This window comes from Streptosporangium sp. NPDC000509 (genome assembly GCF_042898365.1).
GTDB lineage: Bacteria > Actinomycetota > Actinomycetes > Streptosporangiales > Streptosporangiaceae > Streptosporangium.
In genome coordinates this window covers 161,230-187,622 of sequence record NZ_JBIAYX010000009.1, presented here as the reverse complement: position 1 = coordinate 187,622, position 26,393 = coordinate 161,230, and the positions used below count along the sequence as shown (strand labels likewise).

General features: G+C 70.0%; 18 protein-coding genes, 4 tRNA genes and 1 riboswitch. Of the genes, 12 read left to right on the top strand and 10 right to left on the bottom strand.

The window, feature by feature from the left end:
- Positions 1–238 precede the first annotated feature (238 nt).
- From ACFY3D_RS18290 to ACFY3D_RS18265, 6 genes are all read right to left on the bottom strand, one after another.
- Positions 239–1,372: a mechanosensitive ion channel family protein gene (locus ACFY3D_RS18290; protein ID WP_389980752.1), complete on the bottom strand. Its 1,134-nt coding sequence runs from the start codon at positions 1,370–1,372 to the stop codon at positions 239–241.
- A gap of 77 nt (positions 1,373–1,449) precedes the next feature.
- Positions 1,450–2,445: a ribonucleotide-diphosphate reductase subunit beta gene (locus tag ACFY3D_RS18285; RefSeq protein WP_389980750.1), complete on the bottom strand. Its 996-nt coding sequence runs from the start codon at positions 2,443–2,445 to the stop codon at positions 1,450–1,452.
- 62 nt (positions 2,446–2,507) lie between these two features.
- Positions 2,508–4,886 carry a ribonucleoside-diphosphate reductase subunit alpha gene (locus tag ACFY3D_RS18280; protein ID WP_389980748.1) on the bottom strand — a complete coding sequence of 793 codons (2,379 nt, stop codon included), beginning with the start codon at positions 4,884–4,886 and terminating at the stop codon, positions 2,508–2,510.
- A 112-nt stretch (positions 4,887–4,998) separates the two neighbouring features.
- A riboswitch (cobalamin riboswitch) is annotated at positions 4,999–5,200 on the bottom strand.
- A gap of 4 nt (positions 5,201–5,204) precedes the next feature.
- Positions 5,205–6,230 carry a tripartite tricarboxylate transporter substrate-binding protein gene (locus tag ACFY3D_RS18275; RefSeq protein ID WP_389980746.1) on the bottom strand — a complete coding sequence of 342 codons (1,026 nt, stop codon included), beginning with the start codon at positions 6,228–6,230 and terminating at the stop codon, positions 5,205–5,207.
- A gap of 93 nt (positions 6,231–6,323) precedes the next feature.
- Positions 6,324–8,144, bottom strand: coding sequence for a glutamine--fructose-6-phosphate transaminase (isomerizing) (glmS, locus tag ACFY3D_RS18270; RefSeq protein WP_389980744.1), 1,821 nt, complete (start codon positions 8,142–8,144; stop codon positions 6,324–6,326).
- 53 nt (positions 8,145–8,197) lie between these two features.
- Positions 8,198–8,473 carry a hypothetical protein gene (locus tag ACFY3D_RS18265; protein ID WP_389980742.1) on the bottom strand — a complete coding sequence of 92 codons (276 nt, stop codon included), beginning with the start codon at positions 8,471–8,473 and terminating at the stop codon, positions 8,198–8,200.
- A gap of 153 nt (positions 8,474–8,626) precedes the next feature.
- On the opposite strand from ACFY3D_RS18265, the gene ACFY3D_RS18260 reads away from it, so the two are divergent.
- The 5 genes from ACFY3D_RS18260 to ACFY3D_RS18240 all read left to right on the top strand — a co-directional run bounded on the left by ACFY3D_RS18260 (position 8,627) and on the right by ACFY3D_RS18240 (position 11,359).
- Entirely contained in the window at positions 8,627–10,867 is a 2,241-nt protein-coding gene (locus ACFY3D_RS18260; RefSeq protein WP_389980740.1) for an N-acetylmuramoyl-L-alanine amidase, read from the top strand.
- Positions 10,868–10,957: 90 nt separating this feature from the next.
- Positions 10,958–11,029, top strand: a tRNA-Gly gene (locus ACFY3D_RS18255).
- A 25-nt stretch (positions 11,030–11,054) separates the two neighbouring features.
- A tRNA-Cys gene (locus ACFY3D_RS18250) sits at positions 11,055–11,125 on the top strand.
- 74 nt (positions 11,126–11,199) lie between these two features.
- Positions 11,200–11,271 (top strand) — tRNA-Gly (locus ACFY3D_RS18245).
- Positions 11,272–11,284: 13 nt separating this feature from the next.
- Positions 11,285–11,359, top strand: a tRNA-Val gene (locus ACFY3D_RS18240).
- Between the two features lie 178 nt (positions 11,360–11,537).
- Here ACFY3D_RS18240 and ACFY3D_RS18235 read toward each other — a convergent pair.
- Together ACFY3D_RS18235 and ACFY3D_RS18230 are read right to left on the bottom strand one after the other, a co-directional pair.
- A complete protein-coding gene (locus tag ACFY3D_RS18235; RefSeq protein WP_389980738.1) occupies positions 11,538–13,331 on the bottom strand; it encodes a lectin in 1,794 nt (597 codons plus the stop codon).
- 118 nt (positions 13,332–13,449) lie between these two features.
- Positions 13,450–16,398 carry a lectin gene (locus ACFY3D_RS18230; protein WP_389980736.1) on the bottom strand — a complete coding sequence of 983 codons (2,949 nt, stop codon included), beginning with the start codon at positions 16,396–16,398 and terminating at the stop codon, positions 13,450–13,452.
- A 755-nt stretch (positions 16,399–17,153) separates the two neighbouring features.
- On the opposite strand from ACFY3D_RS18230, the gene ACFY3D_RS18225 reads away from it, so the two are divergent.
- The 7 genes from ACFY3D_RS18225 to pcp all read left to right on the top strand — a co-directional run bounded on the left by ACFY3D_RS18225 (position 17,154) and on the right by pcp (position 23,547).
- Complete coding sequence (locus ACFY3D_RS18225) at positions 17,154–17,585, top strand: PPOX class F420-dependent oxidoreductase (RefSeq protein ID WP_389980734.1); 432 nt, start codon at positions 17,154–17,156, stop codon at positions 17,583–17,585.
- A gap of 85 nt (positions 17,586–17,670) precedes the next feature.
- A complete protein-coding gene (locus tag ACFY3D_RS18220) occupies positions 17,671–18,195 on the top strand; it encodes an NUDIX hydrolase (RefSeq protein ID WP_389980732.1) in 525 nt (174 codons plus the stop codon).
- A gap of 330 nt (positions 18,196–18,525) precedes the next feature.
- Positions 18,526–19,410, top strand: coding sequence for a hypothetical protein (locus tag ACFY3D_RS18215; RefSeq protein WP_389980730.1), 885 nt, complete (start codon positions 18,526–18,528; stop codon positions 19,408–19,410).
- Positions 19,411–19,442: 32 nt separating this feature from the next.
- Positions 19,443–20,390, top strand: a complete 948-nt coding sequence (locus ACFY3D_RS18210; RefSeq protein ID WP_389980728.1) for a hypothetical protein — start codon at positions 19,443–19,445, stop codon at positions 20,388–20,390.
- 115 nt (positions 20,391–20,505) lie between these two features.
- Positions 20,506–22,359, top strand: coding sequence for an endonuclease/exonuclease/phosphatase family protein (locus ACFY3D_RS18205; RefSeq protein WP_389980726.1), 1,854 nt, complete (start codon positions 20,506–20,508; stop codon positions 22,357–22,359).
- A gap of 28 nt (positions 22,360–22,387) precedes the next feature.
- Positions 22,388–22,924: a DCC1-like thiol-disulfide oxidoreductase family protein gene (locus tag ACFY3D_RS18200; RefSeq protein WP_389980724.1), complete on the top strand. Its 537-nt coding sequence runs from the start codon at positions 22,388–22,390 to the stop codon at positions 22,922–22,924.
- Positions 22,921–23,547 carry a pyroglutamyl-peptidase I gene (gene pcp, locus ACFY3D_RS18195; protein WP_389980722.1) on the top strand — a complete coding sequence of 209 codons (627 nt, stop codon included), beginning with the start codon at positions 22,921–22,923 and terminating at the stop codon, positions 23,545–23,547. The genes ACFY3D_RS18200 and pcp overlap by 4 nt, the downstream gene beginning before the upstream one ends.
- 185 nt (positions 23,548–23,732) lie before the next feature.
- Here pcp and ACFY3D_RS18190 read toward each other — a convergent pair whose 3' ends face one another.
- Together ACFY3D_RS18190 and ACFY3D_RS18185 are read right to left on the bottom strand one after the other, a co-directional pair.
- Entirely contained in the window at positions 23,733–24,770 is a 1,038-nt protein-coding gene (locus tag ACFY3D_RS18190) for a hypothetical protein (protein ID WP_389980720.1), read from the bottom strand.
- 98 nt (positions 24,771–24,868) lie between these two features.
- Positions 24,869–26,305: a glutamate--cysteine ligase gene (locus tag ACFY3D_RS18185; RefSeq protein ID WP_389980718.1), complete on the bottom strand. Its 1,437-nt coding sequence runs from the start codon at positions 26,303–26,305 to the stop codon at positions 24,869–24,871.
- Positions 26,306–26,393: the final 88 nt, after the last annotated feature.

Sequence of the window (26,393 nt, the reverse complement as noted above, 5' to 3'; positions counted from 1 at the left end):
TCTTAACCCCCAATTACGGTGTTGCTCGGGCGCCCCCCCACACCCCTCACAGCTCACCCCGCGGTCCCCCGGCTGGGGCCCGCCCCCCGCCCCCCCCCCCACGACGTGCGGGCGCACGTGGTGACCTTCGTCCGCGAGCCGGCCGCCGGAGCGGGGGCCGGCTGCGCCGCGGGGGCCAGCGGTCCCGATGAAGCTCCCCGAAAAAGAACAAACGGGATGTTCCGGTCTGCCTGTCGTCTCAGACCGGATCCGGCTGGTCTCCGCCCCGCTGGGCGAAGCCGTCCCGCTCGCCGGCGTCCCCGCCCAGGCCGCGTGACATGAGCCCCGCGCCCATCAGGCCGGTGAGCGTCCCGGGAACGGTCGCGGACGGGGGTGGGGTCTCGACCCGGAAGCGGGGCAGCGCCTCGGGATACCTGTCGCGGACGAAGGCCACCATGTGCTCGCGCATGTCGCACTTGAGATCCCAGGCGCTGGCGGAGTCGGCGGCGCTCATCAGCGCGCGCAGCTCAAGCAGCCCGTTGGGAAGGGTGTCGGTGACCTGCAGGGTCCAGTCCTTCTGGTCCCAGAGCGGGTGCTCGCGCAGGGCCCGGTAGAGCTCGGCGCGCAACTCGTCCACCGGCACCGACCAGTCGACCCGGATCATCACGTGACCGATCACCCGGCTGCTGTGCCGGGTCCAGTTCTCGAACGGGTTCGCCGTGAAGTAGGAGACCGGCAGGACGAGCCGTCGCTCGTCCCACAGCCGCAGTACCACGTAGGTCAGGCTGAGCTCCTCGATGCGGCCCCACTCCCCCTTCACCACCACGACGTCGTCCAGGCGGAGCGCGTCGCTGAAGGCCAGCTGGAGCCCGGCGAGCATGTTTCCCAGGGTCGACTGGGCGGCGATGCCGACGACGACCCCGGCGATACCGGCCGAGGCGAGAAGTCCGGCTCCCAGCGCCCGCACCTGCGGGAAGGTGAAGAGCATCGCGCCCAGAGCGAGCACGATGATCACCGCGGAGGCGACCCTGCGGACCAGGGTGATCTGGGTGCGGATGCGGCGGGCCCTGCGGTTGGCCTCGCCCTCGACGGCGATCAGGCGTTCCAGCACCACGTCGGTGACCGCGTAGGCGGCCTGGATGACCAGCCAGGTGGCACACCCGATCATCGCCAGGCTGAGAGCGCGGTCGATCACCTGGCTGAGCGCGCCCTCCACCATCTCAGGTTCGTAGATGGTGTGGGCCGTCGCCACGGCGGCCGTGGCGAATCCCGGCCAGGCGCAGCGGTGCACGAGCGGACCGGCGAGAACCCACTTCTCGCCGATCAGCCGCGAGCGCAACACCCGTCGCACCACCTCCACCGCCACGACGGCGGCGAGGATGGAAACGATCATGATGATCCAGCTGGACACGTGAGGCGTCCCCCTCGACGTCTTTCTGCCTCGTCGTTCTCTTGCCGGACCACAGCTAATCAGAAGGACTCGTCGAACGTGACATTCCCTTCGACGGCTACCTGGTAGGCGGAAACCCGGCGTTCGAAGAAGTTGGCCAGCTCCTGCACGTCCTGCAACTCCATGAACGCGAACGGGTTGGCCGTGCCGTACCTGACGGGCATCCTGAGCCTGACCAGGCGCTGGTCGGCCACGTACTCCAGATAGCGGCGCATCTGGTCCACGCCCATCCCCAGCAGGCCGTCACCGCACAGGTCGGCCGCGAAGGCCAGCTCCGCCGCGACCGCCTCCTCGATCATCCGGGTGACCTGTTCGACGAGCTTGTCGTCGAACAGGTCGGGCTCCTCGGCCCGTACGGTCTCCACGACGCCGAAGGCGAACTCCATGTGCATGGACTCGTCGCGGAAGACCCAGTTCGTCCCGGTGGCCAGGCCACCGAGCAGGCCCCGGGAGCGGAACCAGTAGACGTAGGCGAAGGCCCCGTAGAAGAACAGCCCCTCGATGCACGCCGCGAAGCAGATCAGGTTGAGCAGGAACGCCCGCCGGTCCTCCCTCGTCTCCAGCCGGGTCAGCCCGCCGAGCGAGTCGATCCAGCGGAAGCAGAACTCCGCCTTGTCGCGGATCGAGGGGATGTGCTCGACCGCGGCGAACGCCTTGACCCGCTCGTCGGGATCGGGCAGGTAGGTGTCCAGCAGGGTGAGGTAGAACTGGACGTGCACCGCCTCCTCGAACAGCTGCCTGCTGAGATACAGGCGCGCCTCGGGGGCGTTGAGGTGCTGGTAGAGGTTGAGGACGAGGTTGTTGGCCACGATCGAGTCGCCGGTGGCGAAGAAGGCCACGAGACGGTTGATCAGGTGACGCTCCTCGGGCGTCATCCTCGCCAGGTCCGCCAGGTCGGAGGTGAGGTCCACCTCCTCGACCGTCCAGGTGTTGCGGATCGCGGCCCGGTAGCGCTCGTAGAACTCCGGGTAGCGCATCGGCCGCAGGGTGAGATCCATGCCGGGGTCGAGCAACATCGGAAGAATCGCCTTTCTGAAGGCTGCTGAGGACTGCTGAGGGGTGTCGACGGACCGGACGGCTACTGGCAGGCGTCGCAGTACTCGGGGTTCTCCAGGGAGCAGGCGACGGCCTCGGACACGACTTCGGACACCGCCCCGGGCTCGGCCGCGGCCCGTTCCGCCGGGGCCGCCACGGTGGCCTGCGCGATCCGGGTGGCCGGGCGCGAGCGCAGGTAGTAGGTGGTCTTCAGGCCCGACTTCCACGCGTAGGCGTACATCGAGGAGAGCTTGCCGATGGTCGGCGTGGCCATGAAGAGGTTCAGCGACTGCGACTGGTCGATGTACGGGGTGCGCGCGGCGGCCAGGTCGATCAGCGCCTTCTGCGGCAGCTCCCAGGCGGTCCGGTAGAGCAGCCGCAGGTCGGCGGGGATCTCGGGGATGTCCTGGACCGAGCCGTCGGCGCGCTTGATCGCGTCGCGGATCGGCGCCGTCCACAGGCCGCGGGCCTGGAGGTCACGGACGAGATAGCGGTTGACCTGGAGGAACTCCCCCGAGAGGGTCTCGCGCTTGAAGACGTTGGAGACCTGCGGCTCGATGCACTCGTAGCAGCCGGCGATGGAGGCGATCGTGGCCGTCGGCGCGATCGCGATCATCAGCGAGTTGCGCAGGCCGGTCTCCGCGATCCGCCCCCTGAGCTCCGTCCACGCGGCCGACGTCGCGGCCCCGTAGTGGTCGGGGTGCAGCACCCCGGCGGCGGCCCTGGTCTCCTCGTACGAGGAATGGCGGCCACGCTCGACGGCCAGGTCCGAGGAGGTCCGGTAGGCGGCGAGCGCGATCTCCTCGGAGATCCGGGTGGACAGCTCCAGCGCGCGCGGCGAGTCGAACGGCAGCCGCAGCGCGAACAGCACGTCGGCCAGGCCCATCAGGCCGAGCCCGATCGGACGCCACCGCCGGTTGGCCGCCTCCGCCTCGGGAGTCGGATAGAAACCCAGGTCGATGGTCCGGTCGAGGAACCGCACCGCGGTACGGACCGTCGCGCGCAGCCGCGCCCAGTCGATCCCGTCCTCGATGTCCCCTGACAGGTGGGCGGCGAGGTTGATCGAGCCGAGGTTGCAGACGGCGGTCTCGGCGTCGCCGGTGACCTCCAGGATCTCGGTGCAGAGGTTCGACAGGTGGATGACGTTCTCGGGCCTCGCCGTCTGGTTGGAGGTACGGTTCGCCGCGTCCTTGAAGGTCATCCAGCCGTTGCCGGTCTGGGCGAGCGTGCGCATCATCCGCCCGTACAGGGTGCGGGCGGGAATCCGCCGGGTGAAGCGGCCCTCGGCCTCGGCGGCCCGGTAGGCGTCGTCGAACGCGGCGCCGTACAGGTCGGTGAGGTGCGGGACCTCCTTGGGGTCGAACAGCGACCAGAGGCCGTCGGCCTCGACCCGGCGCATGAACTCGTCGGGGATCCAGTTGGCCAGGTTCAGGTTGTGCGTGCGACGGGCCTCCTCGCCGGTGTTGTCGCGCAGTTCCAGGAACTCCTCGACGTCGGCGTGCCAGGGCTCCAGGTAGACGCAGGCCGCGCCCTTGCGGCGGCCTCCCTGGTTCACCGCGGCGACGCTGGCGTCGAGCGTGCGCAGCCAGGGCACGATGCCGTTGGAGTGTCCGTTGGTGCCCCGGATCAGCGAGCCCCGCGAGCGGACCCTGGTCCAGGCGATCCCGATGCCCCCCGCGTACTTCGACAGCCGCGCGACCTGCCCGTAGCGCTCGTAGATGGACTCCAGCTCGTCGCGGGGCGAGTCGAGCAGGAAGCACGAGGAGAGCTGGGGCCTGCGCGAGCCCGAGTTGAACAGCGTGGGCGAACTGGGCAGGTAGGACAGGGTGGCCATGAGCGCGTACAGCTCGGCGGCCTCCTCGACGGTCTCGGCCAGGCCGCAGGCCACCCGCAGGAAGAAGTGCTGCGGGCGCTCAAGGACCTTGCGGGTCCTCGGGTGGCGCAGCAGGTAGCGGTCGTAGACGGTGCGCAGCCCGAAGTACTCGAACCTGGCGTCCGCCTCCGGATCGACCAGCGCGTCCAGGACCGCGGCGTGGGCGGACACGAACCTCGCGAGCCCGTCGGCGACCAGCCCCGCCTCGTGGGTCGCGGTGACGGACTCGGAGAAGGCGCGGACGCCGTGCTCGGCGGCCTCGTCGGCGATCAGCTCGGCCAGCATCGCGGCGGCGACCCTGGAGTTCTCGGGATCGGTGATCACCCGGGCGGCGGCCTCGTCGATGGCCAGCCTGCGGGCGTCCGTGGCGCTCCCGACGCTCCCGGCGCCGTCGTCGCCCGTCGCGGCCACCGCGGCGCTCTGCGCGTTCCCGGTGTTTCCCGTGCCGCCATGGCCCGTCGCGGCCACCACCGCGCCTTCGACGCCGCTGTCGCCCGTCGCGGTCGCCGCCGTGCTCCCCGTCGCGGTCTCCGCCAATGCCTGTGTCACCTGGTGCCCCTCGCTCGATCGGACTCGCCCCAGGCTCCGCCGGATGGCACGCGTCCGCGAGCGATCCCGGGCACGCCGGATCGCCTCGTTCCGCGGGCCCTCCCACGAGGCCCTGGACATTCACGTCACCGGCAGGTCTTCGGACTCACGGGCGCAACGCGCATGCCTACCGGCCGTCGCTTCCCAGGTATGGATCACCCAGTGCTCAATGACGGCTTTCGTTCCCGTTCACCGCTGCGGGGCAGTCCCGGAATCTCACCGGGTTCCCTCTTGCCTCGCCCCCCGCGGGGCGAACCAGCAACGAGCAGGATCCTACATCTAGGGGCGCCTGACGCAACTACCCCAACAAGTTGTGTCGGAGGACTTCAGCAGTCCGAGCTCGTGAAGCACACCGCGGGCGCGGGCCGTCTCGGTGGCGAGCCACTGGCGAAAGTCGTCGCCGCTGAGGTAGACCCGGCTCCAGCCGTGGGCCGCGCACAGGGAGCGCCAGCGTGGCGCGGCGTCGAGCCTGTCGCACAGGGCGATCGCGGCGTCCCTGTCCTCCGGGCTCATGTCCTTGGGCCCCAGCAGGCCGCACCAGTCGCTGTACTCCAGCCGGACGTCGACCTCCCTGAGCGTCGGCGCGTCGATCCCGTCGATCCGGTCGCCGGAGGAGACCGCCAGGGGCCGCATACGGCCCGCGGCGATCTCGGAGCGCAGGGCACGCGCCGATCCCAGCAGGGCCGCCACCTGGCCCACCTGGAGCGCCTCCACGGCGTCCTCGGGGGTGAGGTATCCGGCATACTCCAGCAGCCGGGTGTCCACCCCGAGGCACTTGCCGATCATGCCGTAGAGCACGTGCTCGGAGCCCCCTTCCGACCGGCCGCCGACCGCGAGCCCCGCCGGGTTCCGGCGCAACCCCGCGGCGAAGTCCTCGAAGGTCAGCAGGCGGGAGTCGGCGGGGACGACCAGGACCGCCCAGTCGCCGACCAGGCGGGCGATGGGGGTGGCGGCGTTCACCACGGCGACGGTGTTGGCGATCTCCGCGGCCGCCACCATCGGCATCGCGGTGACGAGCAGCCTGCCCTCTCGCGCGAAGGGGCCGCCGAAGGCACCGAAGGCGCCGAACGCGTCGCGAGGGGCGGAGCCCAGGGCGCCGCCCCGCTCGACGGCCATCGCGGTACGCGCCAGTCCCGCCTGGACCGCGACGGTCGCCAGCCTGCCCGCGATCCTGTCCCAGCCGTGGCCGTCGATGGTCGGTTCGAGGACGAGCAGGCGCTTCACCACCGAGCCGGCGTCGTTCGCGCCGCACCCCGCGGCGAGCAGCACCCCCGCCGCCAGCGCGAAAAACCCCCTACGGCGCATAAGCGCCCCTTCCCCCAAGAACCCCCTATACCAAAGGTTAGTACTCCATCACCATCTGTGACGAGACGGGGGGGGAGGGAAAGGGCGCGGGGCTCACTCCACCGTGACGCTCTTGGCCAGGTTCCTGGGCTTGTCGACGTCGCGGCCCAGGGCCACCGCCGCGTGGTAGGCGAAGAGCTGCAGCGGGATCGAGAGCAGGATCGGGTCCAGCTCGGTCTCGTTCTTGGGCACCACGACGCAGTCGTCGGCGAGCTTGGGGTCGGCGTCGCGGTGGCCCACCATGAGCACCCGGCCGCCCCGGGCGCGGATCTCACCCAGCGTGGTGAGGTTCTTGTCCAGCAGCTCGTCGTCGGGAACGATCGCCACCGTCGGCATGTCCGGGCCGATCAGCGCCAACGGCCCGTGCTTCAGCTCGCTCGCCGGATAGGCCTCGGCGTGCACGTACGAGATCTCCTTGAGCTTCTGCGCGCCCTCGCGGGCCACCGGATAGCCCCTCACCCGGCCCACGAACATCATGCTCGGCGACTCGGCGTACTTGCCCGCCAGCTCCTTGATCTGCGGCTCCAGCGCCAGGATCTCCTTGATCTGGTCCGGCAGCCTGCGCAGGCCGTCGCAGATCCTGCGGCCGTCGGCGGGAGACAGGTCGCGCACCCGGCCCAGGTGCAGCGCGAGCAGCGCGAAGGCCACGGCGGTCGAGGTGAACGCCTTGGTGCTCGCCACCGAGACCTCGGGGCCCGCGTGCAGGTAGACGCCGCCGTCGCACTCGCGGGCGATCGCGCTGCCCACCGTGTTGACGATGCCGAGCACCCGGCCGCCCTTGCGCTTGAGCTCCTGCACGGCGGCGAGGGTGTCGTAGGTCTCGCCGGACTGGCTGATCGCCACGTAGAGGGTGTCGGCCTCCACCACCGGGTTGCGGTAGCGGAACTCGCTCGCCGGCTCCGCGTCGGCGGGGATGCGCGCCAGTTCCTCGATGAGCTGCGCGCCGATCTGGCCCGAGTAGTACGCGGAACCGCAGCCGATGATCTTCACTCGGCGGAACGAGCGGCTCTCCCGCGCGTCCATGTTGAGACCGCCCAGGTGGGCGATGTGGAAGCGGTCGTCCAGCCGCCCGCGCAGCGTCCTGGCCACCGTGTCGGGCTGCTCGGAGATCTCCTTGAGCAGGTAGTGCTCGTAGCCGCCGGTGTCGTAGTGCCCGGCCTCCCAGTCGACGGTCAGCGTCTCCTTCGCCGTCTCCCGCGCGTCGCTGGCGAAGGTGTTGAACCCGTCGGCCCGCAGCACGGCGATCTCGCCGTCCTCCAGGTGCACCACCTGGCGCGTGTAGCGGACCAGCGCGGCCACGTCGGAGGCGGCGAACATCTCCTTCTCGCCGATGCCCAGCACGATGGGGCTGCCGTTGCGCGCCACGACCACCTCGCCGGGACGCTCGGAGTCGATCACCGCGATCCCGTACGTGCCGACGACCCGCTTGAGCGCGGTCCGCACGGCCTCCTCCAGCGAGTCGGCCTCCTTGACCGTACGGGCGATCAGGTGCGACAGCACCTCGGTGTCGGTCTCCGACAGGAAGATCGCACCGTCGGCCTCCAGCTTGGCGCGCAGCTCGTCGGCGTTCTCGATGATGCCGTTGTGCACGACGGCGATGCGCTCGTCGGTGGACAGGTGCGGATGGGCGTTGACGTCGCTGGGCGCGCCGTGGGTGGCCCAGCGGGTGTGACCGATGCCCAGGCCGCCCTTGAACCGCGCGGGCACGACCGCCGCCAGGTCGGCCACCCGGCCCTTCACCTTGCGCATCTTGAGGCCCTTGTTGGAGACCACCACACCGGCCGAGTCGTAACCCCGGTACTCAAGACGCTGCAGGCCCTCCAGCAGGATGGGCGCCGCGTCCTTAGGCCCTACATAGGCCACGATTCCGCACATGTAACCGCTCCTTATCCATGAACATCGGTAAACGATCGAGGTGCCGTCGTCTGCTACCCGTAGACGATCCGGCGAAGCTGTCGCAGGGAGAGCCCGGGTGCCGCGACACGGCGTACCGCCAGCTCGGCGGCCACCCTGGGGAAGATCTCGTCGTTGACCAATCCCCTGGCCCTGAGCTCCGTGTGGCGCCGCCGGACGAACTCGTCGACGGGCTCGGAGAAGTAGGCCAGCACGTCCGCGACGACCCGCGCCGCCTCGCCGGGACCGAGCGCGCTCGTCCGGGTCAGGTGGGTGATCAGATCCTCATGCGGATTCCGTGCCGTGGACACAGATCAGGACCATACGCATCCGAGAGAGAACACACCAAGTTTCCTGCCCGATTTCGGGCAGAGAATCTCTTCGACATCACAACCCCACCGCAATGCACGACAGTCGGTAATCCCTTATAACTCTAGGTAGTCATCAGAGGGGGAGGAACCTCCATGCGCCGCCTGCCAGGGATCACCGTCGTCACCGCTCTCGCCGTCCTCGCCTCGGTCGCCCCCGCGCAGGCGGCACGTCCCGGGGACCGGTCGGCGCACCCCCGGACGTCCCCGGCCCTCTCCGGGACCGCCACACCGCCCGGCACGACGACGACGGGAACGAGGGCGCGGTCCGGCAGGCAGGCCGCATTCACCGAGGCCGCACGGACGTACGGGGTGCCGGAGAGTGTGCTGCTCGCGGTCTCCTACCTGGAATCCCGCTGGGAGGGCCACGGCGGGCGGCCCAGCGTCGCCGCGGGGTACGGCCCGATGCACCTGGTCGACGGCCGGGCCGCACCCGGACGGCCCCACGGCGCCGGGGAGGACCCACGCGGCGACGAGACCCGGCCTCGCGCGATCGCCGTTCCTTCCGTCGCGAAGGACCGGCCGCGAGACACCCTGCGGCGGGCCTCCGAGCTGACCGGCCTGTCCCCCGATCGGCTGCGCGAGGACGCCTCCGCCAACATCATGGGCGGCGCCGCACTGCTCGCCGACTACCGGCGCCGTACCGGCGGGAGCCCTCGCGACGACCCGGCCGGCTGGTACGAGGCCGTCGCCCGATACCCCGGCACCCGGGAGAGGGGCGCGGCGGACGAGGATGCCGCGTTCTCCTTCGCCGACGAGGTCTACGCGACGATCAGGGCCGGTGCCGCCCGGGTGACCGACGACGGCGAGCGGGTGGTCCTCCCCGCCATACCCGACCTGCCCACGTCCCTCTCGCCCCCTGCGCCTTCTACACCTTTTGCGCCTCCCGCGCCCTCCACGCCGCCTTCCGTGTCTCCCGCGTCTCCCGCGTCGTCTCCCGCGTTCCTCGCGGCCTTCGCGCGGCCCGCCCCGGCGAAGCCCTCGGGACCGTCCGATCCGCGAGCGCCGCTCCCCCTGGAACGGCGCGCCTCGCCCTCCGAGCCACCCACCGAGCCACCCGCCGAGCCACCCGCCGAGCCGCCCACCCCCACCCCCACTCAGGCCGCCGCCCCGACGCCCATCCCCGCCAAGAAGATCGCCATGATGCCCGCTCCGGGGCCCGACTGCCCGAAGAGCGTCTCCTGCGAGTGGCTCCCCGCCGCCTACGAACGGCTCCCCGGCGGCGGGTACGGCAATCACGACCGCTCCGACGGCCCTCGGGAGATCGACTACATCGTGATCCACGACGGGGAGACGAGCTACGACGCGATGACCCGCCTGGCCAAAGACCCCACCTACCTGAGCTGGCACTTCACCATCCGCTCCGCCGACGGCCACATCGCCCAGCACCTGCGGGCCAGGGACATCGGCTGGCACGCCGGAAACTGGTACGTCAACTCCCGTTCCATCGGCCTGGAGCACGAGGGCTACCTGGCCAAGGGCGGCGCCTGGTACACCGAGGCGATGTACCTCGCCTCGGCCAGGCTGGTCCGCCACCTCGCGGCCAAGTACGACATCCCCCTCGACCGGGCCCACATCCTGGGACACGACAACGTGCCGGGCACCACCCCGGAGACCGTGGCAGGCATGCACGAGGACCCCGGCCCCTACTGGGACTGGGCCCACTACTTCGAGTTGCTCGGCAGGCCGCTGCGCGCCTCGGGCGGCGACGCCGCACGCTCGGTGCTGATCAGGCCCGACTACGGCACCAACAGACCGGGGTTCACCGGCTGCGGCGGGGGGTGCCGTGACCTGGGCGCCGCCTCGGTCTGGCTGCGCACGCGCCCCTCCGCCACCGCGCCGCTGGTCAAGGACATCGGCAAGCACCCCACCGGCGACTCCACGTACAGCGTCTACGACCACGCCGCCCGCGCCTCCACCGGCCAGCGGTACGCGCTCGCCGAGCGCAAAGGCGACTGGACCGCGATCTGGTACCTCGGCCAGAAGGCGTGGTTCCACGACCCGGCCACGGCCCCCACCTCCGTGCGCGCGTCCGGCCCCCTGGTGACGCCCAGGCCGGGCCGTTCCCCGGTCAAGGTGTACGGCAGGGCCTATCCGATGAAACCCGCCTACCCGAGGGGCGTTCCCACACAGGACCTGACCCCGCTGCAGTACTCGATACCGGCCGGGCAGGCCTACAGCTCCGGCCCGGCGACACGGGGCTCGTACCTCAGGGCGGCCTCCTTCGACCCGTCGGAACACCGCGTCGTCACGGGCGACGCCCGCTACCGGCAGATCCAGTTCGGGCACCGGATCATGTTCGTCCGGGCCTCCGACGTCCGATCGGTCACCGGATGAGGCTCTCCGATGATCCGGCTCGTTGCGCACATCCGCCCTGCGGAGGCGCTAGAGTTTTCACGTGCCCCGGAGCCGTTTCCCGGGGATCACGCGGAAGTGGCTCAGTGGTAGAGCATCACCTTGCCAAGGTGAGGGTCGCGGGTTCGAATCCCGTCTTCCGCTCCGGCGGGCCTCCAGGGGCCTGACCGGTGGAGTGGCCGAGAGGCGAGGCAACGGCCTGCAAAGCCGTCTACACGGGTTCAAATCCCGTCTCCACCTCAACGCACGACCATCGGACCCTCCGGGATCCGGTAAAGTGGTGCGAGCGCCGAGGGGAAACCCGGAGCGAATACGCGGAAGTGGCTCAGTGGTAGAGCATCACCTTGCCAAGGTGAGGGTCGCGGGTTCGAATCCCGTCTTCCGCTCTGATTCACCCGAGGACGATTAGCTCAGCGGGAGAGCGCTTCCCTGACACGGAAGAGGTCACAGGTTCAATCCCTGTATCGTCCACCACTCCCATGGAATCCATGGGTCGATCACGTCGAATGGCCGCCAAAATCCCATCTCAGGGGCGTTGGCGGCCTTCTGCTTCGTGTAGCCCGCCGGAATCCGGCCGCCCTCGTCCGGCGGGGACGCCCCTGGAGCCGGCCCGCCGAGGGCGGACCGGCTCCGGAGTCACGTCACATCACGGTCATACCCGGTTCCATCTCTGGTTGGTGCTGCCCTGGCAGGTCCAGATGTGCACCCTGGTGCCGTTGGCCGTGCCGGAGTTGGACACGTCCAGGCACTTGCCGCTGCCGATCCCGGTGATCGTGCCGTCCGAGTTGAAACGCCACTTCTGGTTGTTCTGACCGTTGCAGTCCCAGATGATCACCGCCGTGCCGTTCGCGGTCCCGGCCCCGTTCACGTCCAGGCACTTGTTGCCGTACACCCGCAACTCGTTCGAACTGGTCGAGGTCCACCGCTGGTTGGCCTGGCCGTTGCAGTCCCAGATGTTCACCGCCGCACCGTTGCTCTGCGAGGCACCGCTGACGTCCAGGCACCGGTTCGACGCCACCCCACGCAACGCGCTCGTGTTCGCGGTGGGCGTCGGCGAGGGCGTCGGGGTCGGAGTTGGCGTCGGGGTCGGGTTCGGGGTGGTCAGTTCCTTGATGCGGATGTTGCGGAACGCCGCCACGTCGCCGGACCCGTGGTTCTGGATGCCGATGTAGCCCTGCTGGAGCGAGCGGACCGGGTCGGTGTTGGTGAAGTCGTTGATCTTCGCGCCGTTCAGGAACACCTGCAGCCGCTCACCCTCCACCAGCAACTCGTAGGTGTTCCACTGACCCGGCGGGTTCAGCGCCGCGTCACGTGCGGCGATGTCCGCCGCCTTGAAGCCGTAGATCGCACCCGTCGTCTTGTCAGCGCTGTCGGTCGCGTCGATCTGCACCTCGTGTCCGGTGTTGAGCGCCGCGTTCGGGTCACTGGTGGCCGGGAACCCGACGATCACCCCCGAGTTGGAGTCGCCGGTCAGTCTCCAGTCGAGCTTGAGCGAGTAGGAGCCGAACTCCTTGGCGCTGTACCACAGCATGCCCATGCCACCCTGGGAGGTCAGCGTGGCGTTGCTGTTCGCGAACGACCCCGGACCGGCCTGCGACCAGCCCGTCGTCGACCCGTTGTACAACGCCGTGTAGCCGGTCTCCGGGCGGCAGTCGGCGTTGACCGCCTTGGCCGCGTACCGGATTCCGCCCAGCAGCAGCGTGCGGAAGTTCGAGTCCGAGTACGACGCCTGGGTGTGCCCCAGCCCGGTGTAGAACGAGCGGCCGGAGGCCTGGGGACGGCACCAGGTGATCGGGTGGTCACCCATGCCACCGCCGCTGTAGCTGCTCTCGTCCAGGTTCTGCAGGACCCGCACGTTCGGACGGGGGTTGCTCCGATAGCTGTACCACTCGTCGGACCGGGACCATGTCGTCCCCAGATGGGCGGTCGCGGCGTGCGCCCGGTCCTCGTTCCGCACCGTCGCCTGCTGGATCGCCGGATGGCTGTTGAACCAGGCACCCACCAGCTGCCCGTAGTACGGCCAGTTGTACTCGGTGTCGGCGGCCGAATGCACTCCCACATATCCGCCGCCGCCGTCCACGTACGACTGGAAGGCGTTCTGCTGGGTGTCGTTCAGCACGTCACCGGTGGTGTTGAGGAACACCACCGCCTTGTACTGGGCGAGGTTGGACCCGCTGAAGGCGTTGGAGTCCTCGGTCGCGTCCACGGTGAAGTCGTTGGAAGCCCCCAGGTCGCGGATGGCCTGGATGCCGACGGGGATCGCGTCGTGCCGGAACCCGGCCGTCTTGGAGAAGACCAGCACCTTGAAGGCGGCGGCCTGGGCGGGGACTGCGGGGACCATCATCGTGGCGGCGGCGGCGGTGAGCGCCACCGCGGCGGCCGAGAGGCGTCGCAGCACGGGTGTCCTCCGGTCGCCGCCCGCGGCGGATATCAGATGTCGAAGCATGGTCGTCCTTCCATCGTGGCGCCCGGCGAGGCCTTTTCGGCGATGAGCCGGGCCGCGCCGGGCGCCACATCGATGAGGTGCTCGTGGGGGGTCGGGAGCGCGTACGAGGCGGACCGCCTCAGACGCGGTTCCATCTCTGGTTGGTGCTGCCCTGGCAGGTCCAGATGTGCACCCTGGTGCCGTTGGCCGTGCCGGAGTTGGACACGTCCAGGCACTTGCCGCTGCCGATCCCGGTGATCGTGCCGTCCGAGTTGAAACGCCACTTCTGGTTGTTCTGACCGTTGCAGTCCCAGATGATCACCGCCGTGCCGTTCGCGGTCCCGGCCCCGTTCACGTCCAGGCACTTGTTGCCGTACACCCGCAACTCGTTCGAACTGGTCGAGGTCCACCGCTGGTTGGCCTGGCCGTTGCAGTCCCAGATGTTCACCGCCGCACCGTTGGTCTGCGAGGCACCGCTGACGTCCAGGCACCGGTTCGACGCCACCCCACGCAACGCGCTCGTGTCACCGGAAGGCGTCGGCGAGGGCGTCGGCGTCGGGTTGGGCGTCGTGCCGGTGCCGAAGGTGAAGGAGTCCAGGTCGAACAGGTAGCCCTGACCGGTCGCGCCGCGGAAGACGAGGTACAGCGTCGTGGCGCCGCTCGGCCCGCCGCTGATGTTCGCCGAGACGTTGGCGAAGGTCTCCCAGCTACCGGTGCTCGTGACGTTCACCGATCCCAGCAGCGTGCCCGTGGCCGAGCCCGCCCGTACCTCGATCCGGCCGCCCGCGCCCGCCGAGGACACCCGCGCGGTGAAGCTCGTGACGTTGCTCAGGTTGTACGGCTGGAAGGAGATCCAGTCGCCGTCGTCGACGAAGCCGGCGGTCCTGCCGCCATCGGCGCTGGCGTGGTCCGCCGTCTGCACGCCCTGCTGGGCGCCGAAGTGCTCGGCCTGCCGGTACCGTGGCTGCAGCGTCCGGCTGCTGGTGGCGGTCAGGCCGCCCCCGTCGGTGTAGGAGGCCACGAAGACACCGAAGATGTTCGCCGCGGAGTCGTGCTCACCGTCGACCGGCACCGCGATGGAGCCGCTGCAGCCGTTCCTGGAGGTGATCTGGTGAGCGTGGCTGTCATGGCCGAGCGAGTAGGTGACCGTCACCTTCGAGCAGTCGATCGTGCCGTCCTCCGGGTCGCTCACGCTGACCTGGAACGGCACCGTGTCGCCGAAGGAGAACAACTGACCGTCGCCCGGCGACGTGAGCGTGACGGACGGGGCGGTGTTGCCGACGGTCACACTGACACTCGCGCCTCCGGTCAGCCCCTGCGGGTCGCGCACGGTGAGCGTGGCGGTGTACGAGCCGTTGGTGGTGTAGGTCTTGGTCGGGTTGGCGGCGGTGGAGGTGGTGCCGTCGCCGAAGTTCCACGAGTACGTCAGCGCGCCGCCCTCGGGGTCGGAACTGCCCGACGAGGAGAAGTTCACCGTCAGCGGAGCCGCTCCCGAGGTCTTGTCGGCCGAGGCCCTCGCGATCGGGTTGCGGTTGGCCGCCTGGCCGATGTACTCGATCCGGTAGAGCGCCTGGTTGTTGTTTCCCGTGCCGTAGTCCAGCACGTACAGCGCTCCGTCGGGGCCGAAGGCCATGTCCATCACCTGCGTCCCCGACCAGGGGAACGAGGAGATCTCGCCGTAACCGCCGTCGCTCTTCACCTCGATGGCCTTGATCCAGCGACGGCCGTACTCACCGGCGAAGAACCGTCCGTTGAGCGACTGGGGGAACTTGACGCTTGAGTTCAGGTTCGCGTCGTACCGGTAGACCGGACCGCCCATCGGCGACTCCGAACCGCTGCCGAACTCCGGCGGCGAGCCGGAGTCACCGGCGTACTTGATCCACGCCGGCTTGGCCGGGGGCAGCGTGGTCAGTCCGGTGTTGCGGAAGGAGTTGTTGGTCGGGCCTCCCGAGCAGTTGTACTTCGGGCCGGTGCTGTTGGAGGCGAAGTTCCACTCGTTGTAGGTCTCGGTGGTGGTGTTGCTGCCCGTGCAGTACGGCCAGCCGTAGTTGCCGGCGGAGGTGATGCGGTTGAACTCCACCTGACCGCTCGGCCCCCGGTTGGAGTTGGTCGACCCCGCGTCCGGCCCGTAGTCGCCCAGGTAGACGACGCCGGTCGCCTTGTCGACGCTCATCCGGAACGGGTTGCGCAGGCCCATCGCGTAGATCTCCGGCCGCGTCCCCGACGTCCCGGGCGCGAACAGGTTGCCGCTGGGGATCGTGTAGGTGCCGTCCGCCTGCGGCTTGATCCGCAGCAGCTTGCCGCGCAGGTCGTTGGTGTTGCCGGCCGAGCGCTGGGCGTCGTACTGCGGGTTGCGGTTGGTCCGCTCGTCCAGCGGGGAGTAGCCGCTCGACTCGAAGGGGTTGGTGTCGTCGCCGGTGGTCAGGTACAGGTTGCCCTGCGCGTCGAAGTCGATGTCACCGCCCGCGTGACAGCACTGACCGCGGTCGTTGGCGACCCGCAGGACCACCTTCTCGCTGGCCATGTCGAGCGTTTCATCCGATTTGAGGGTGAAACGGGACAGGTAGAACTCGCCCTTCCACTGGTCGAACTGCGCCTGGGTGCCGGTAGCCGGGGCGTCGCCGTTCGGCGTGCTCAGCCGGGGTGAGTAGTACAGCCAGACGTAGCGGTTCGTGGCGAAGTTCGGATCGACTCCGACCCCCTGCAGGCCCTCCTCGTCATGGGTGTAGACGTTGAGCCTGGCGGACACCTTCGTGTTGCCGTTGACGTCGGTCACGCGCAGCGTGCCGTCGCGGGCCGTGTGGAGGACCGACCGGTTCGGCAACACGGCCAGTGACATCGCCTCGCCGATCTCGTTGCCGCCCGACGCGAGTGAGATCTGCTGGTAGTCGGATGCCGGGATGTTCAGCGCGAGCGCCTGGTACGACGAACCCGCTCCGTTGACGCCGGACGATGACGCGTGCAGGGCCGAGGTGGCCGCGAGGGTGGAGGTGACGGGGGCGACGAGGGTGAACGCCGCGGCCAGCAACCCGGCGACGATACCGGTCAGGACCGGTCTGCGCGCCGTAGCAGGCGAAGATGGTTGCACGGTGGTTCCTTCGGGGGGTGGGGGGTGTGGGTCAGGTCACGCCCTCCGCCTCAGGTGGGTGACGCCCTCCCGAGGTGGAGACCGTCGCCGAACGAGGAGATGTACGGCGACGGCCGACTGCGCGGATCCAGGTCGGGGACCGTCCGGATCATGCCGTTCCGTGGCACGGTGACCGCGATCGGCGGAGCGGCGGAGGCGGTCTCCTGGCCATCACGACACCGATGGGGACGACCACGCCGGGCCAAGGCGGGCCTCGGCCGCAGGGCTCGTTCGATCGGTCACGTGCTTCTCCCAGGAGGGTGCGCCTCACCGGTGACACCACGAAAGAAGGCATGGTGCGGCGAGGTGGTGAATGTCGACATGGCCGATCACGACGTGGAGGGCGCGAAGCGTCCCCACATCCCGCTCATGTGATCCAGCCGCGGAGGCACCGGAAGGATCACCCCTGGGACCTCACTACCCATTACGTTCCGGGCGCTTATCCCCGTCAAGACTTTAAGCCTACTTATTTCACAAATAGCACACCGCCGTTCCGGGCATGGTGAGCCGTTTTCCGCCTCTACCTGGGACGATGCCTGCCGCGCGGTCACCTGCGCCGACCAGCCCGCATGAAACGTTCAGATGTGTCGTACTGATGGGAGGTCTTCGATCTCGGCGAAGCGCCCCGTGTCCTCGCCCCCGGCGAAGCGCCCCCGCCCTCTCGGCCCCGCATCGCGGGGGAATAATCGGCATCCGGTCGTGCCTTGGCCCTGAGCATGACCGCCACACCATTCGATCCGCGCGCACTGCTCACGGAAAGCCGCCTCGGTGTCCTCGCGACGATCAAGTCCGACGGCCGCCCCCAACTCTCCCCCGTCATGCCCTTCTACGACCCGGAGGCCGAGGTCGTCTACGTCTCGATGACCGAGGGGCGCGCCAAGACGGCGAACCTGCGGCGAGACCCGCGCGCCACACTGGAGGTGACCGCCCCCGACGGTCTGGCATGGGCCACCGCCGAGGGCACGGCGACACTCACCGGGCCGGGAAACGACCCGCACGGTCCCGAGGTCGAGGCACTGGTGCGCTACTACCGCCTCGCCGCCGGAGAGCACCCGGACTGGGACGAGTACCGGGCGGTGATGGTCTCCGACCGCCGGGTGCTCATGGTCATGACGGTCGACCATGTGTACGGCGAGAGGATCGGCTGACGGCGTCCGGGAGAAACGCCGAACGTCCGGGGCCCCACCCTCGGTAGCGTGGACGAGATCAGGTAACACGCTGGGAGCACATCGCATGCGCTGGCAGGTCCACTCAGAAGAACCTCTCTACACCGATCGGTGGCTCGATGTCCGGGTCGCGGACGTGGAGCTTCCCGACGGCAGGCGCCTGGACTACCGGCTGATCCGTACCGCGCCGGGGGCCGGAGCCGTCGTCACCGACGATCGGCGGCGGGTGCTGCTGATCTGGCGGCATCGCTTCATCCCTGATTCGTGGGGCTGGGAGATTCCCATCGGCGGGATCGAGGACGGCGAGGAGCCGGCGACGGCCGCCGCACGCGAGTTCGAGGAGGAGACCGGATGGCGCCCCGGACCGCTGCGCCCGCTGCTGCGCGTCCAGCCGAGCAACGGGCTTTCCGACTCGGTCCACCACATCTTCCGCGCCGACGGCGCCGTCCACATCGGCCCGCCGGCCGACCCGTGGGAGGCCGAGCGCGTCGAGTGGGTGCCACTCGCCGACGTCCGCGACATGGTCGGCAGGGGCGACGTCACGTGCGGCACCAGCATGGCCGCGCTGCTCTACCTCCTCACCGAACCGTAGGACACGAAGCGATCTGTCCGAAAGGGACCGTGAGCTGCGGATATCCCGGGCACGAAGCGAACCGTAGGACACGAGGCGATCCGCCTCCCGGGCCGGCTCTCGACGGCCGCGACCGCCTCAAGGCTTCCACCGGCCCGTCTACCGGGACGGATCCTCCTCAGCCCCTGGTCGGCCCGGGAGGATCCCCTTCCCACCTGGGGCGATCCCCGGACAATCATCCCGATCTTCTTTTCGGCACGCGATACTTGATGATAGGGAGCACCATGTAAGAGGCATGACCTGAAACATGGTTAATCGCTATGCTTTTGAAACACGGCAAAGGGGGCGCCTGTGCAGCGCGTGGTGGTCGATCCTGAGGTGCCCGGGGAGGTCGCCGACCTCTTCCGCCAGAACGGCCCGTTGCTTTATCGCCTCCGCACCAAACGCCCGCCCAGGGACGTGGACGCCCCCAGGGTTCCGGGAGCGCTCATGGGCTTCTTCGGCGGGTCGGTCGCTGTCGTGGGGGGCGGCCTCGTCTTCGCCGGCGCTCCGATCCCCCAGGCCGTCGTCCTGCTCATCCCGCTGATCATCTTTTATCTCTTCATCCTCGGGGTGGTCTACCTCGCCAGGAAGCCCTCCCCCGTCGACTCCGTCGAGCGGCTCCTGTACGCGCACTCGCGGCAATGGCACGGGCGCTTCCTGATCCTGGAGGACTTCGACTACGACGCCAGACACCAGCTCGGCCGGGTCCAGAGGGCGATCGACCACATCCTGCGCTCGCGGGTCAACGCGATGGGCATGCTCGACAGCGTGCGCAACTCGGTGATGCTCCCCGCCGAGGAGTGGGAGATCGCCCGGCTGCTGAACAAGCTCTCCTCACTGCGGGCCAAGCACCGCCACCTCGCCAAGGGCGGCAGGAGCCCCGAGGTGCTCGCGGCCATGGCGCCGCTGGAGCGGGCGCTGGCCGCGAGCGAGGCCGCGGTACTCGCGCGGGTCGAGGCCCTGGAACGCTACGCCGGCCACGTGGCCGACGCCGAGCGGGCGCTGCGCGCCCAGGGGCAGATCGAGGTCCTGCGGGCGCATCTGCCCGAGTACGAGCAGCTCGTCGCCGAGACGGGCGCGGCCAGATTCTCCGGGCCGGAGATCAGGCATCTCAGCGGTGACGCCGACATGCTTCAGCGAGCACTCCGCGAGAGCGTACGCTCGGCACACGAGGCTTTCCGCCATCTCGGCTGACGTGAAATGTGATCGAACGGAGGGACGAGCCTGTGCGGTCAGTGGTGGTCGATCCTGAAGTTCCCCCCCGGACCGCCGACCTGTTCCGCCGGCACGCGTCGATGTTGTCGCGCATCCGCGCCGGTTGGACCCCCGAGCCCTCGCCGCCCAACTCCCGCCTGACCGGACGCTTCCTGAACGCCGGCGGAGGGGTGGCGGCGCTCTTCCTGGTGTGCCTGATGTTCCTCGCCGACGTCGGGCAGCTGCTGTTCTTCATGCTCTCGCTGCTCGTCTTCGTGGTCTTCGTCGGCCTGCTGGCCGCCCGCGAGCCCGCGGAGCCCGAGACGGTCGAGCAGGAGCTCTACCGCGAGGCCCGCTGGTACGAGGGCCGCTACCTGCTCCCGGCCGAGGACTTCGACTACGCCGCCGGACAGTTGCTCGACCGGACCCAGCAGGCGATCGACTACATCCTGCGCTCACGCGTCAACGCGGCGGGCATGCTCGACGGCGTGCGCAACTCGGTGATGCTCCCCACTCAGGAGTGGGAGATCGCCCGGCTGCTGAACAAGCTCTCCTCACTGCGCAACGAGCACCAGGAGTTCGTGTACGGCGGGAGCACTCCGGAGGTGGCCGCCGCCATGGCGCCGCTGGAGCGGGCGCTGGCCGCGAGCGAGGCCGCCGTACTCGCGCGGGTCGAGGCCCTGGAACGCTACGCCAGCCACGTGGCCGACGCCGAGCGGGCGCTGCGCGCCCATGACCAGATCGAGGCGCTTCGCGCGCGGCTTCCCCGCTACGAGGAACTGCTCGCGGAGTCCGGCGCCGACGCCTTCGCCGTACCGGAGATCGGGAGGCTCACCGAGGACGCCGATCAGCTGGAACAGGCGTTGCGCGACAGTGTCCGCTCCGCGCACGAGGCGTTCCGCCACCTCGACCTCTCCTCCTCTCCTGCCGCGGACCCGGATTCGCCCGGAGAATCGTCACAGGAGCCCCCGGCTCGCTGAGGGGCTCCGGCTCCGGCGAGGTCGTCTCCCCCACGGGGGCGACGCTTCGGGCAGGTCTCGCCCTTGTCATGGGCGGCGAAGAAGGCGAGGATAGCTCGCGTTCTTGGGAGGTAGCATGCGGATCCGCCTGGACGTGACCCTCGGCGTGGTCGTGCTCGTCGACGTGCTCCGGGTCTTCCTGCCATCGCTGATCACACTCTTCGGCCGGGCGGGAAGCACCCCGGCGGAGATGATGGGCCTGTTCGCCGTCTCCTGGTTCGTCCTGGCCTTCCTGACCGTACCGCTCGCCAGATTCGTCCGCCCTCCGCTGATCGCCCTCGGCGCCGCGGGCCTGCTGCTCCTGTCCCGGCTCGCACTCCAGCTCACCGACGGCGGGGGGCCGCAGCTGTACGTGGCCGGTCTCGGCCTGCTCGCCGGGCTGGTCTGGCTGGTGGCGATCGCGATGAGCGGCATCGACGCCCGGCCCGTGATGGGTGGGGTGATCACCGGCCTGGCCGCCTCCACGGTGATCCACGCGGCGCTCGACGGCATCGACCTGATGTGGCGGCCTGGAGCGGTCCCGTGGCTGCTGCTGGTGGTGGAGCTCCTGCTCTTCTGCGCGTTCACGGTCCGGGCCGAACCCCCGGACGAGGAGTACTCCGGGGCTCCCCGAGCCTGGCTGACGCTCGGCCCCGCCCTGCTGCTCTGGGGCCTCTACACCGGCAACACCGCGCACGCCCAGGCGGCGACCGTCTCCGCGCAGCAGGCCGCGGCCGTGATCGTGGCGGCGTTCGCGGTGGTGTCGGCGGCGCCCGCCGCGCTGCCGGTGCTGCGCCGCCCGCTGCTGCCCGCGGTCGCCCTGGTGGCCTCGGCGGTGGCGTTCACATTCGGCAGGGCCACCGTGGACGGCGTTCACGGGGTGGCGCCCGGCTGGACGATCGTCGCGCAGATCGTCGGGCAGGTCGCGCTGGGGGCCTGCCTCGCGCACGCCGCGACGACCTTCGGCCGGGATCGGCCGGCCCGGCGGGGCCTGGCGACGGCCGGGGGCATGCTGCTGTTCGTCGTGTTCGTCTTCGGCTACTACGCCGCCTACGACCTCTACCTGCCCAACGCGTGGGTGCCGATCTGCGCGGCGCTCGTCGTCGCGCTCGGCGGCGTGACGGGAAGCGCGGGCCTGCCGCGCCGCTCCTACGACCGGCGGTTCGCGGCGGCCTCCGTCGCCGCGGTCGCGCTGGTGGCGGCCGTTCCCCTGTGGCAGGGTGCCCACCCCGGCTGGAAGGGCCCCGAGGACGGACTGCGGATCGCGGCGTACAACATCAGGATGGGCTACGGCGAGTCCGGCAGGCTCTCGCTGGAACAGCAGGCCGACGCGCTCAGGGAGCTGAGACCGCACGTGGTGGTGCTGAGCGAGGCCGACCGGGGCTGGCTGCTCAACGGCGGCCACGACGGGGTACGGCTGATCGCCGAACGGCTGGACATGCACTACATCTGGGCCCCGGCGACCGACGAGGTGTGGGGCGACGCCCTGCTCACCACGCTGCCGATCACCTCGATCAAGAACCACGTGCTCGTCCAGGGCGGCCCGACCGGCGCGCAGGCGCTGGAGGTCGGACTGCGGTGGCAGGGCGAGGACGTCACCGTGATCGGCACCCATTTGCAGCCTCCGCCGGGCTGGCGCGAACTCGACCAGGTCGAGCAGCTCGGGGAGATCGTCAGGAACGCCGCGAGGGACGACACCCCGGTGATCGTGGCCGGTGACCTCAACCTCCAGCCCGGCGATCCGGCCTGGCGGGTGCTGACCGACGCCGGCCTCACCGACCCCTTCGCCCCGGTCAGGCCGTTCAACACCATCCCGTCCCGGAGCGGGCCCGCGCAGCAGATCGACCACGTGCTCGTCACCCCGGGGTTCACCGGAAAAGACCAGGCCAACCCCGATGTGCCGCACTCCGACCACCGTCCGGTCGCGGTCACCCTGGTCGCCGGGCCTTGATCGGGTCCTCCTGGGTAATGTCAGGTGCATGACGGAAGAACCTGTACTGGTCTTCGACGGCGACTGCGGTTTCTGCACGACGAGCGTCCGGTTCGCCAAGCGCCGCATCGGGGTGCGCGCCCGGGTCGTCCCGTGGCAGTTCGCGGATCTCCGGGCGCTGGGTGTCACGCGCGAGCGGGCCGAGCGCGAGGTGCTCTGGGTCGAGGGCGGCCGGGTGTACGGCGAAGCGCAGGCGGTGGCCAGGCTGCTGATCGCCGCCGGTCTCCCGTGGAGCCCGCTGGGGTTCGTGCTGCGGATCCCGCCGTTCCGGTGGGTGGCCCGGGGGGTCTACCGGCTCGTCGCCGCCAACCGTCACCGCCTGCCGGGCGGCACCCCCGCCTGCGCCCTGCCCTCGAAGCCCTCGAACTCCGGACCCGCGAGTTCCCCTCCCACAGCTTCTCCGTCCACGGGCTCCCCCACCTCGGACCCCACGGCCTCGAACTCCACGGCCTCAGATCTCGCGGACTCGGATCTCACGACGTCGGACCCCGCGTTCTCGGACCCCGCGTTCTCGGAGCACCGATGAAGGGCGTCCTGCTCGCCGGGCTGGAACCGCTCGACGGCGCCGCGAACCCGTCGTGGGAGGCGATCGGGCTCGTCCCCGGAGTGCGGACCGCGCTGCTCCCCTGCGCGTTCGGCGGGTCGCTGGAGCACCTGCGCGCGGCGATGGTGGAGCACGATCCAGCGGTGGTCGTGTGCGTCGGACAGGCCGGAGGGCGACCCGACGTGACGGTGGAGCGGGTGGCCGTCAACCTCGACGACGCCTGCGTCCCCGACGGCACGGGTCGTCGGCCGATCGACGAGCCGGTGGTGCCCGGTGGCCCCGCCGCCTACTTCTCCACCCTGCCGGTGAAGGCGTGCGTGGCCGCGGCGCGGGCCGTCGGAGTCCCGGCGAGCGTCTCACAGAGCGCCGGGACGTGCCTGTGCAACCACCTCTTCTACGGCCTCATGCACATGATCACCACCGAGCGGCCGGCGGTTCGCGGAGGCTTCGTGCACGTGCCGTTCAGCCCGGAACAGGTCCTGGGCGAGGCCATGCCCTCCATGCCCGTCACGCTGGTCGCCCAGGCGCTCACCGCGATCGCGACCACCGCCGTCTCCGTCTCCCTGGGCGGCGATCTCCGCCTGCTCGGCGGCTCCCCCCACTGAAAGGGCCCACGGTCTCGGAGCGGCACACCGTACGACCGCCTCCAGCGGCCTCGGGAACGTCGAGCACCACGCCCTCACAGCAACCCCGGGCACGCCGGTGCCGTCGAAGCGACCGGCAGCGCGGGCGACTCGCGGTGGCGCCGGTGCTCGCCGTCCCCGGGCGCAACGGTCATCGAAGTGGCTCCTCAGAGCGGCACGCCGTACACCACGCGACGGCCCACGAACTCGCTCACGCTCCACAGCGTCCTCTTGCCCCGGACACAGGTCAGATCCTCCGGCCCCACCGGATAGGGCCGCTTACGCACCGTGTCGCCGACCACGATCAGGGTGCCGTTCCTGGTGGACCCCGCTGCCTGGCTGAGATACCAGACGCCCTCGTAGGAGAGCGCGCCCTGGATCTTGTCCCCCGGCAGCGCGTAGGCGTCCATCGCCTGGACGACGCCCCCCGCCGGGGCGTTCAACGTCCCCTCCGCGCTCAGCGGCCAGCGGGCGACCCGTCCGACCGTGCCCGCGGTGTCGACGTACTCGCCGGAGATCAGCACATCGGGATCGGTGCTGCGGTCGACGGCGGCGAAGGAGAAGCGGACGCTGCCGCTGGTGGTGGTCCAGGCGTCGGTCTGCGGCATCACGTACCGGTAGCCGAACGCGTCGTACACGCCGGCCTTCCTTCCGATGGTCTCCGTACCGCTCCCGTTGATCTCGAAGATCTGCCGGGTGTCGAAGACCCGCAGGCCCCGGGTGGTGTCGGCGACATACAACAGGTTGCCGTACCAGGCGACGCCACCGGCGTGAATGTTGATCGGTGTGATGCCTCCGTCGGCCCCGACCCGCACCAGCAGGACGTGCCGGTAGCGGAGCGTCGCGGGATTCACGAAGGTCAGGCGTACGCCCCGCTCCGCCCCCGACGACGGCGTGTGGTACCAGCTCACCACGAACGCGCTCCCGGCGAGCCCGGCGTCGGAGGCGCAGGTCAGGCCCTGGGGATACCACTCCTTGGTGGCGTTGTCCCCGGCGTCGAAGGTGTACCAGTCAACCGGTTTCGGCTTCATCGTGCCGAACGCCCCGGTGCCGGCCGACCCCTTCCTGACCGTGACCCGGTTGGCCTTGGCCAGGACGGTGTCGAGTGATGCCCGCTTGAGGTCCTTCTCCAGAATCTTGATTCCGGCCGTGAGGCCGCCTCCGTCCCGCTTCAGCCCGAACGGTTCGGTCGATACGACCTTCATCTGACTCATGAGGGGGTCTCTTCCTGTCCGGTTCCGCCAGGATCGGCGGATCAAGATGCGGAGTTCATGAGTATGCCGGTACTCAAATCCCTTTGCAGTTAGAAAGGCCAGGTGTGGACGGGCTCCCCGCCCAGCGACAGCTCCCGGTACCGGCTCACCACGCGCGCCGCCGCGGCCTGGTCGCCGCCCTCGCGAACCAGCGCCTCCCGCTGCCAGATCGCACCGGTACGGCGGCGGGCGACGCGTTCCCGCACGATGTCCAGCGCCCACCGGGCCTCGTCCGGGTCCACCCCCATCCTGTCGAGCCCGGCCTCGGCGACCGGCAGCAGCTCAAGGGCGAGCCGTTCGGCGGGGATCTCCTCGTCCAGGCCCGGCCAGCTCAGCGGCGCGTCCAGACCGTGGATCGCGGCGCGGTAGAAGTTGCGGTAGGCCCCGGCGAAGGGGAAGTCCTCCACCGGCTGGACCGCCAGGGCGGCGGTGAGCCCGAGCAGGAAGGCGCTGTTGGCCGCCATGTCGGGCGCGCTCGGCCCGGCGGGCAGGGCACGCATCTCCACCCGCAGGTGGCCGCCGTCACCGGGGTCGTAGACCGGCCGGTTCCACTGCCACACGGTGCCCTGGTGGAGCCGGAGCTCGGCCAGTCCGGGGACGCCGCCGACGGGCACCTCCTCCGGCGCGAAGGTCATCGGCAGCACCGGCTCGTAGTCGCGGACGCACGTCTCGAACATCTCCTCGACGCTTCGCACCCAGCCGGAACCGAACCCCACCCGCCGGTCCCTGCGGTCGAGCCGCTCCACGTCCCGGTCGTCCGCGGCCTCCTCGAACAGCGCGATCCTCGTCTCCTCCCACAACCTCCTGCCCAGGAAGGAGGGCGAGTTCCCGCTGACCGCGAGGACCGGGCCGATGGCCAGCTGGGCGGCGTTGTAGACGCGGGAGAAGTCGGCGGGGGGTGTGCGGAGATGAACCTGCCAGGAGGTGTTGGCACTCTCCAGGATCACCCCCTCGACCTCCAGTTCCAGCAGTTCGACGCCCTCGATGCGCACCCGGAACGGCTCCGTGCGCAGCCGCCGCATGCCCCTGGCCAGCGCCCGGTAGCGGCCATCGCCGCTCAGCGCCTCGTGGGTGAAGTCGAACTCGCTCAACGAGGGCAGGATCCCGATCACCACGGCCTGCCCGCCCTGCGCCGCGGCCGCCGCGTCCACCACGGTCATGATCTCCCGCATCTCGCTCACCAGGGCGGTGAACGGCCGTCCGGCGATCGGCAGCGGAGTCAGGTTGGCCTCCAGGTTGAACCTGCCCAGCTCCAGCGTGAGCCGGTCGTCGTCCGCGGCGGCCCGCACCTCGTGGTTACGGGGAAGCGGCCTCCCCTCGGGCGTTATGAGAAACATCTCCAGCTCGGCCCCGATGGTCGCGGGACCGGTGCCGAAACCCGGTCTTGCGAGCACCTCGCGAAGGGTGTCGAGCTGCTCCGCCAGCTTTCCCCTGAAACGGAGGAACTCCGCCTCGGAGTAGCGGTCCTTGTCGACTTGCTGCCCCATCACACCGTCCGATCAGTTGACCCTTGTGACCCTCCCTCTCTCCCAGAGTGCACCTTCTAATCAGGACACCTCACGACCGGCCGCGGAC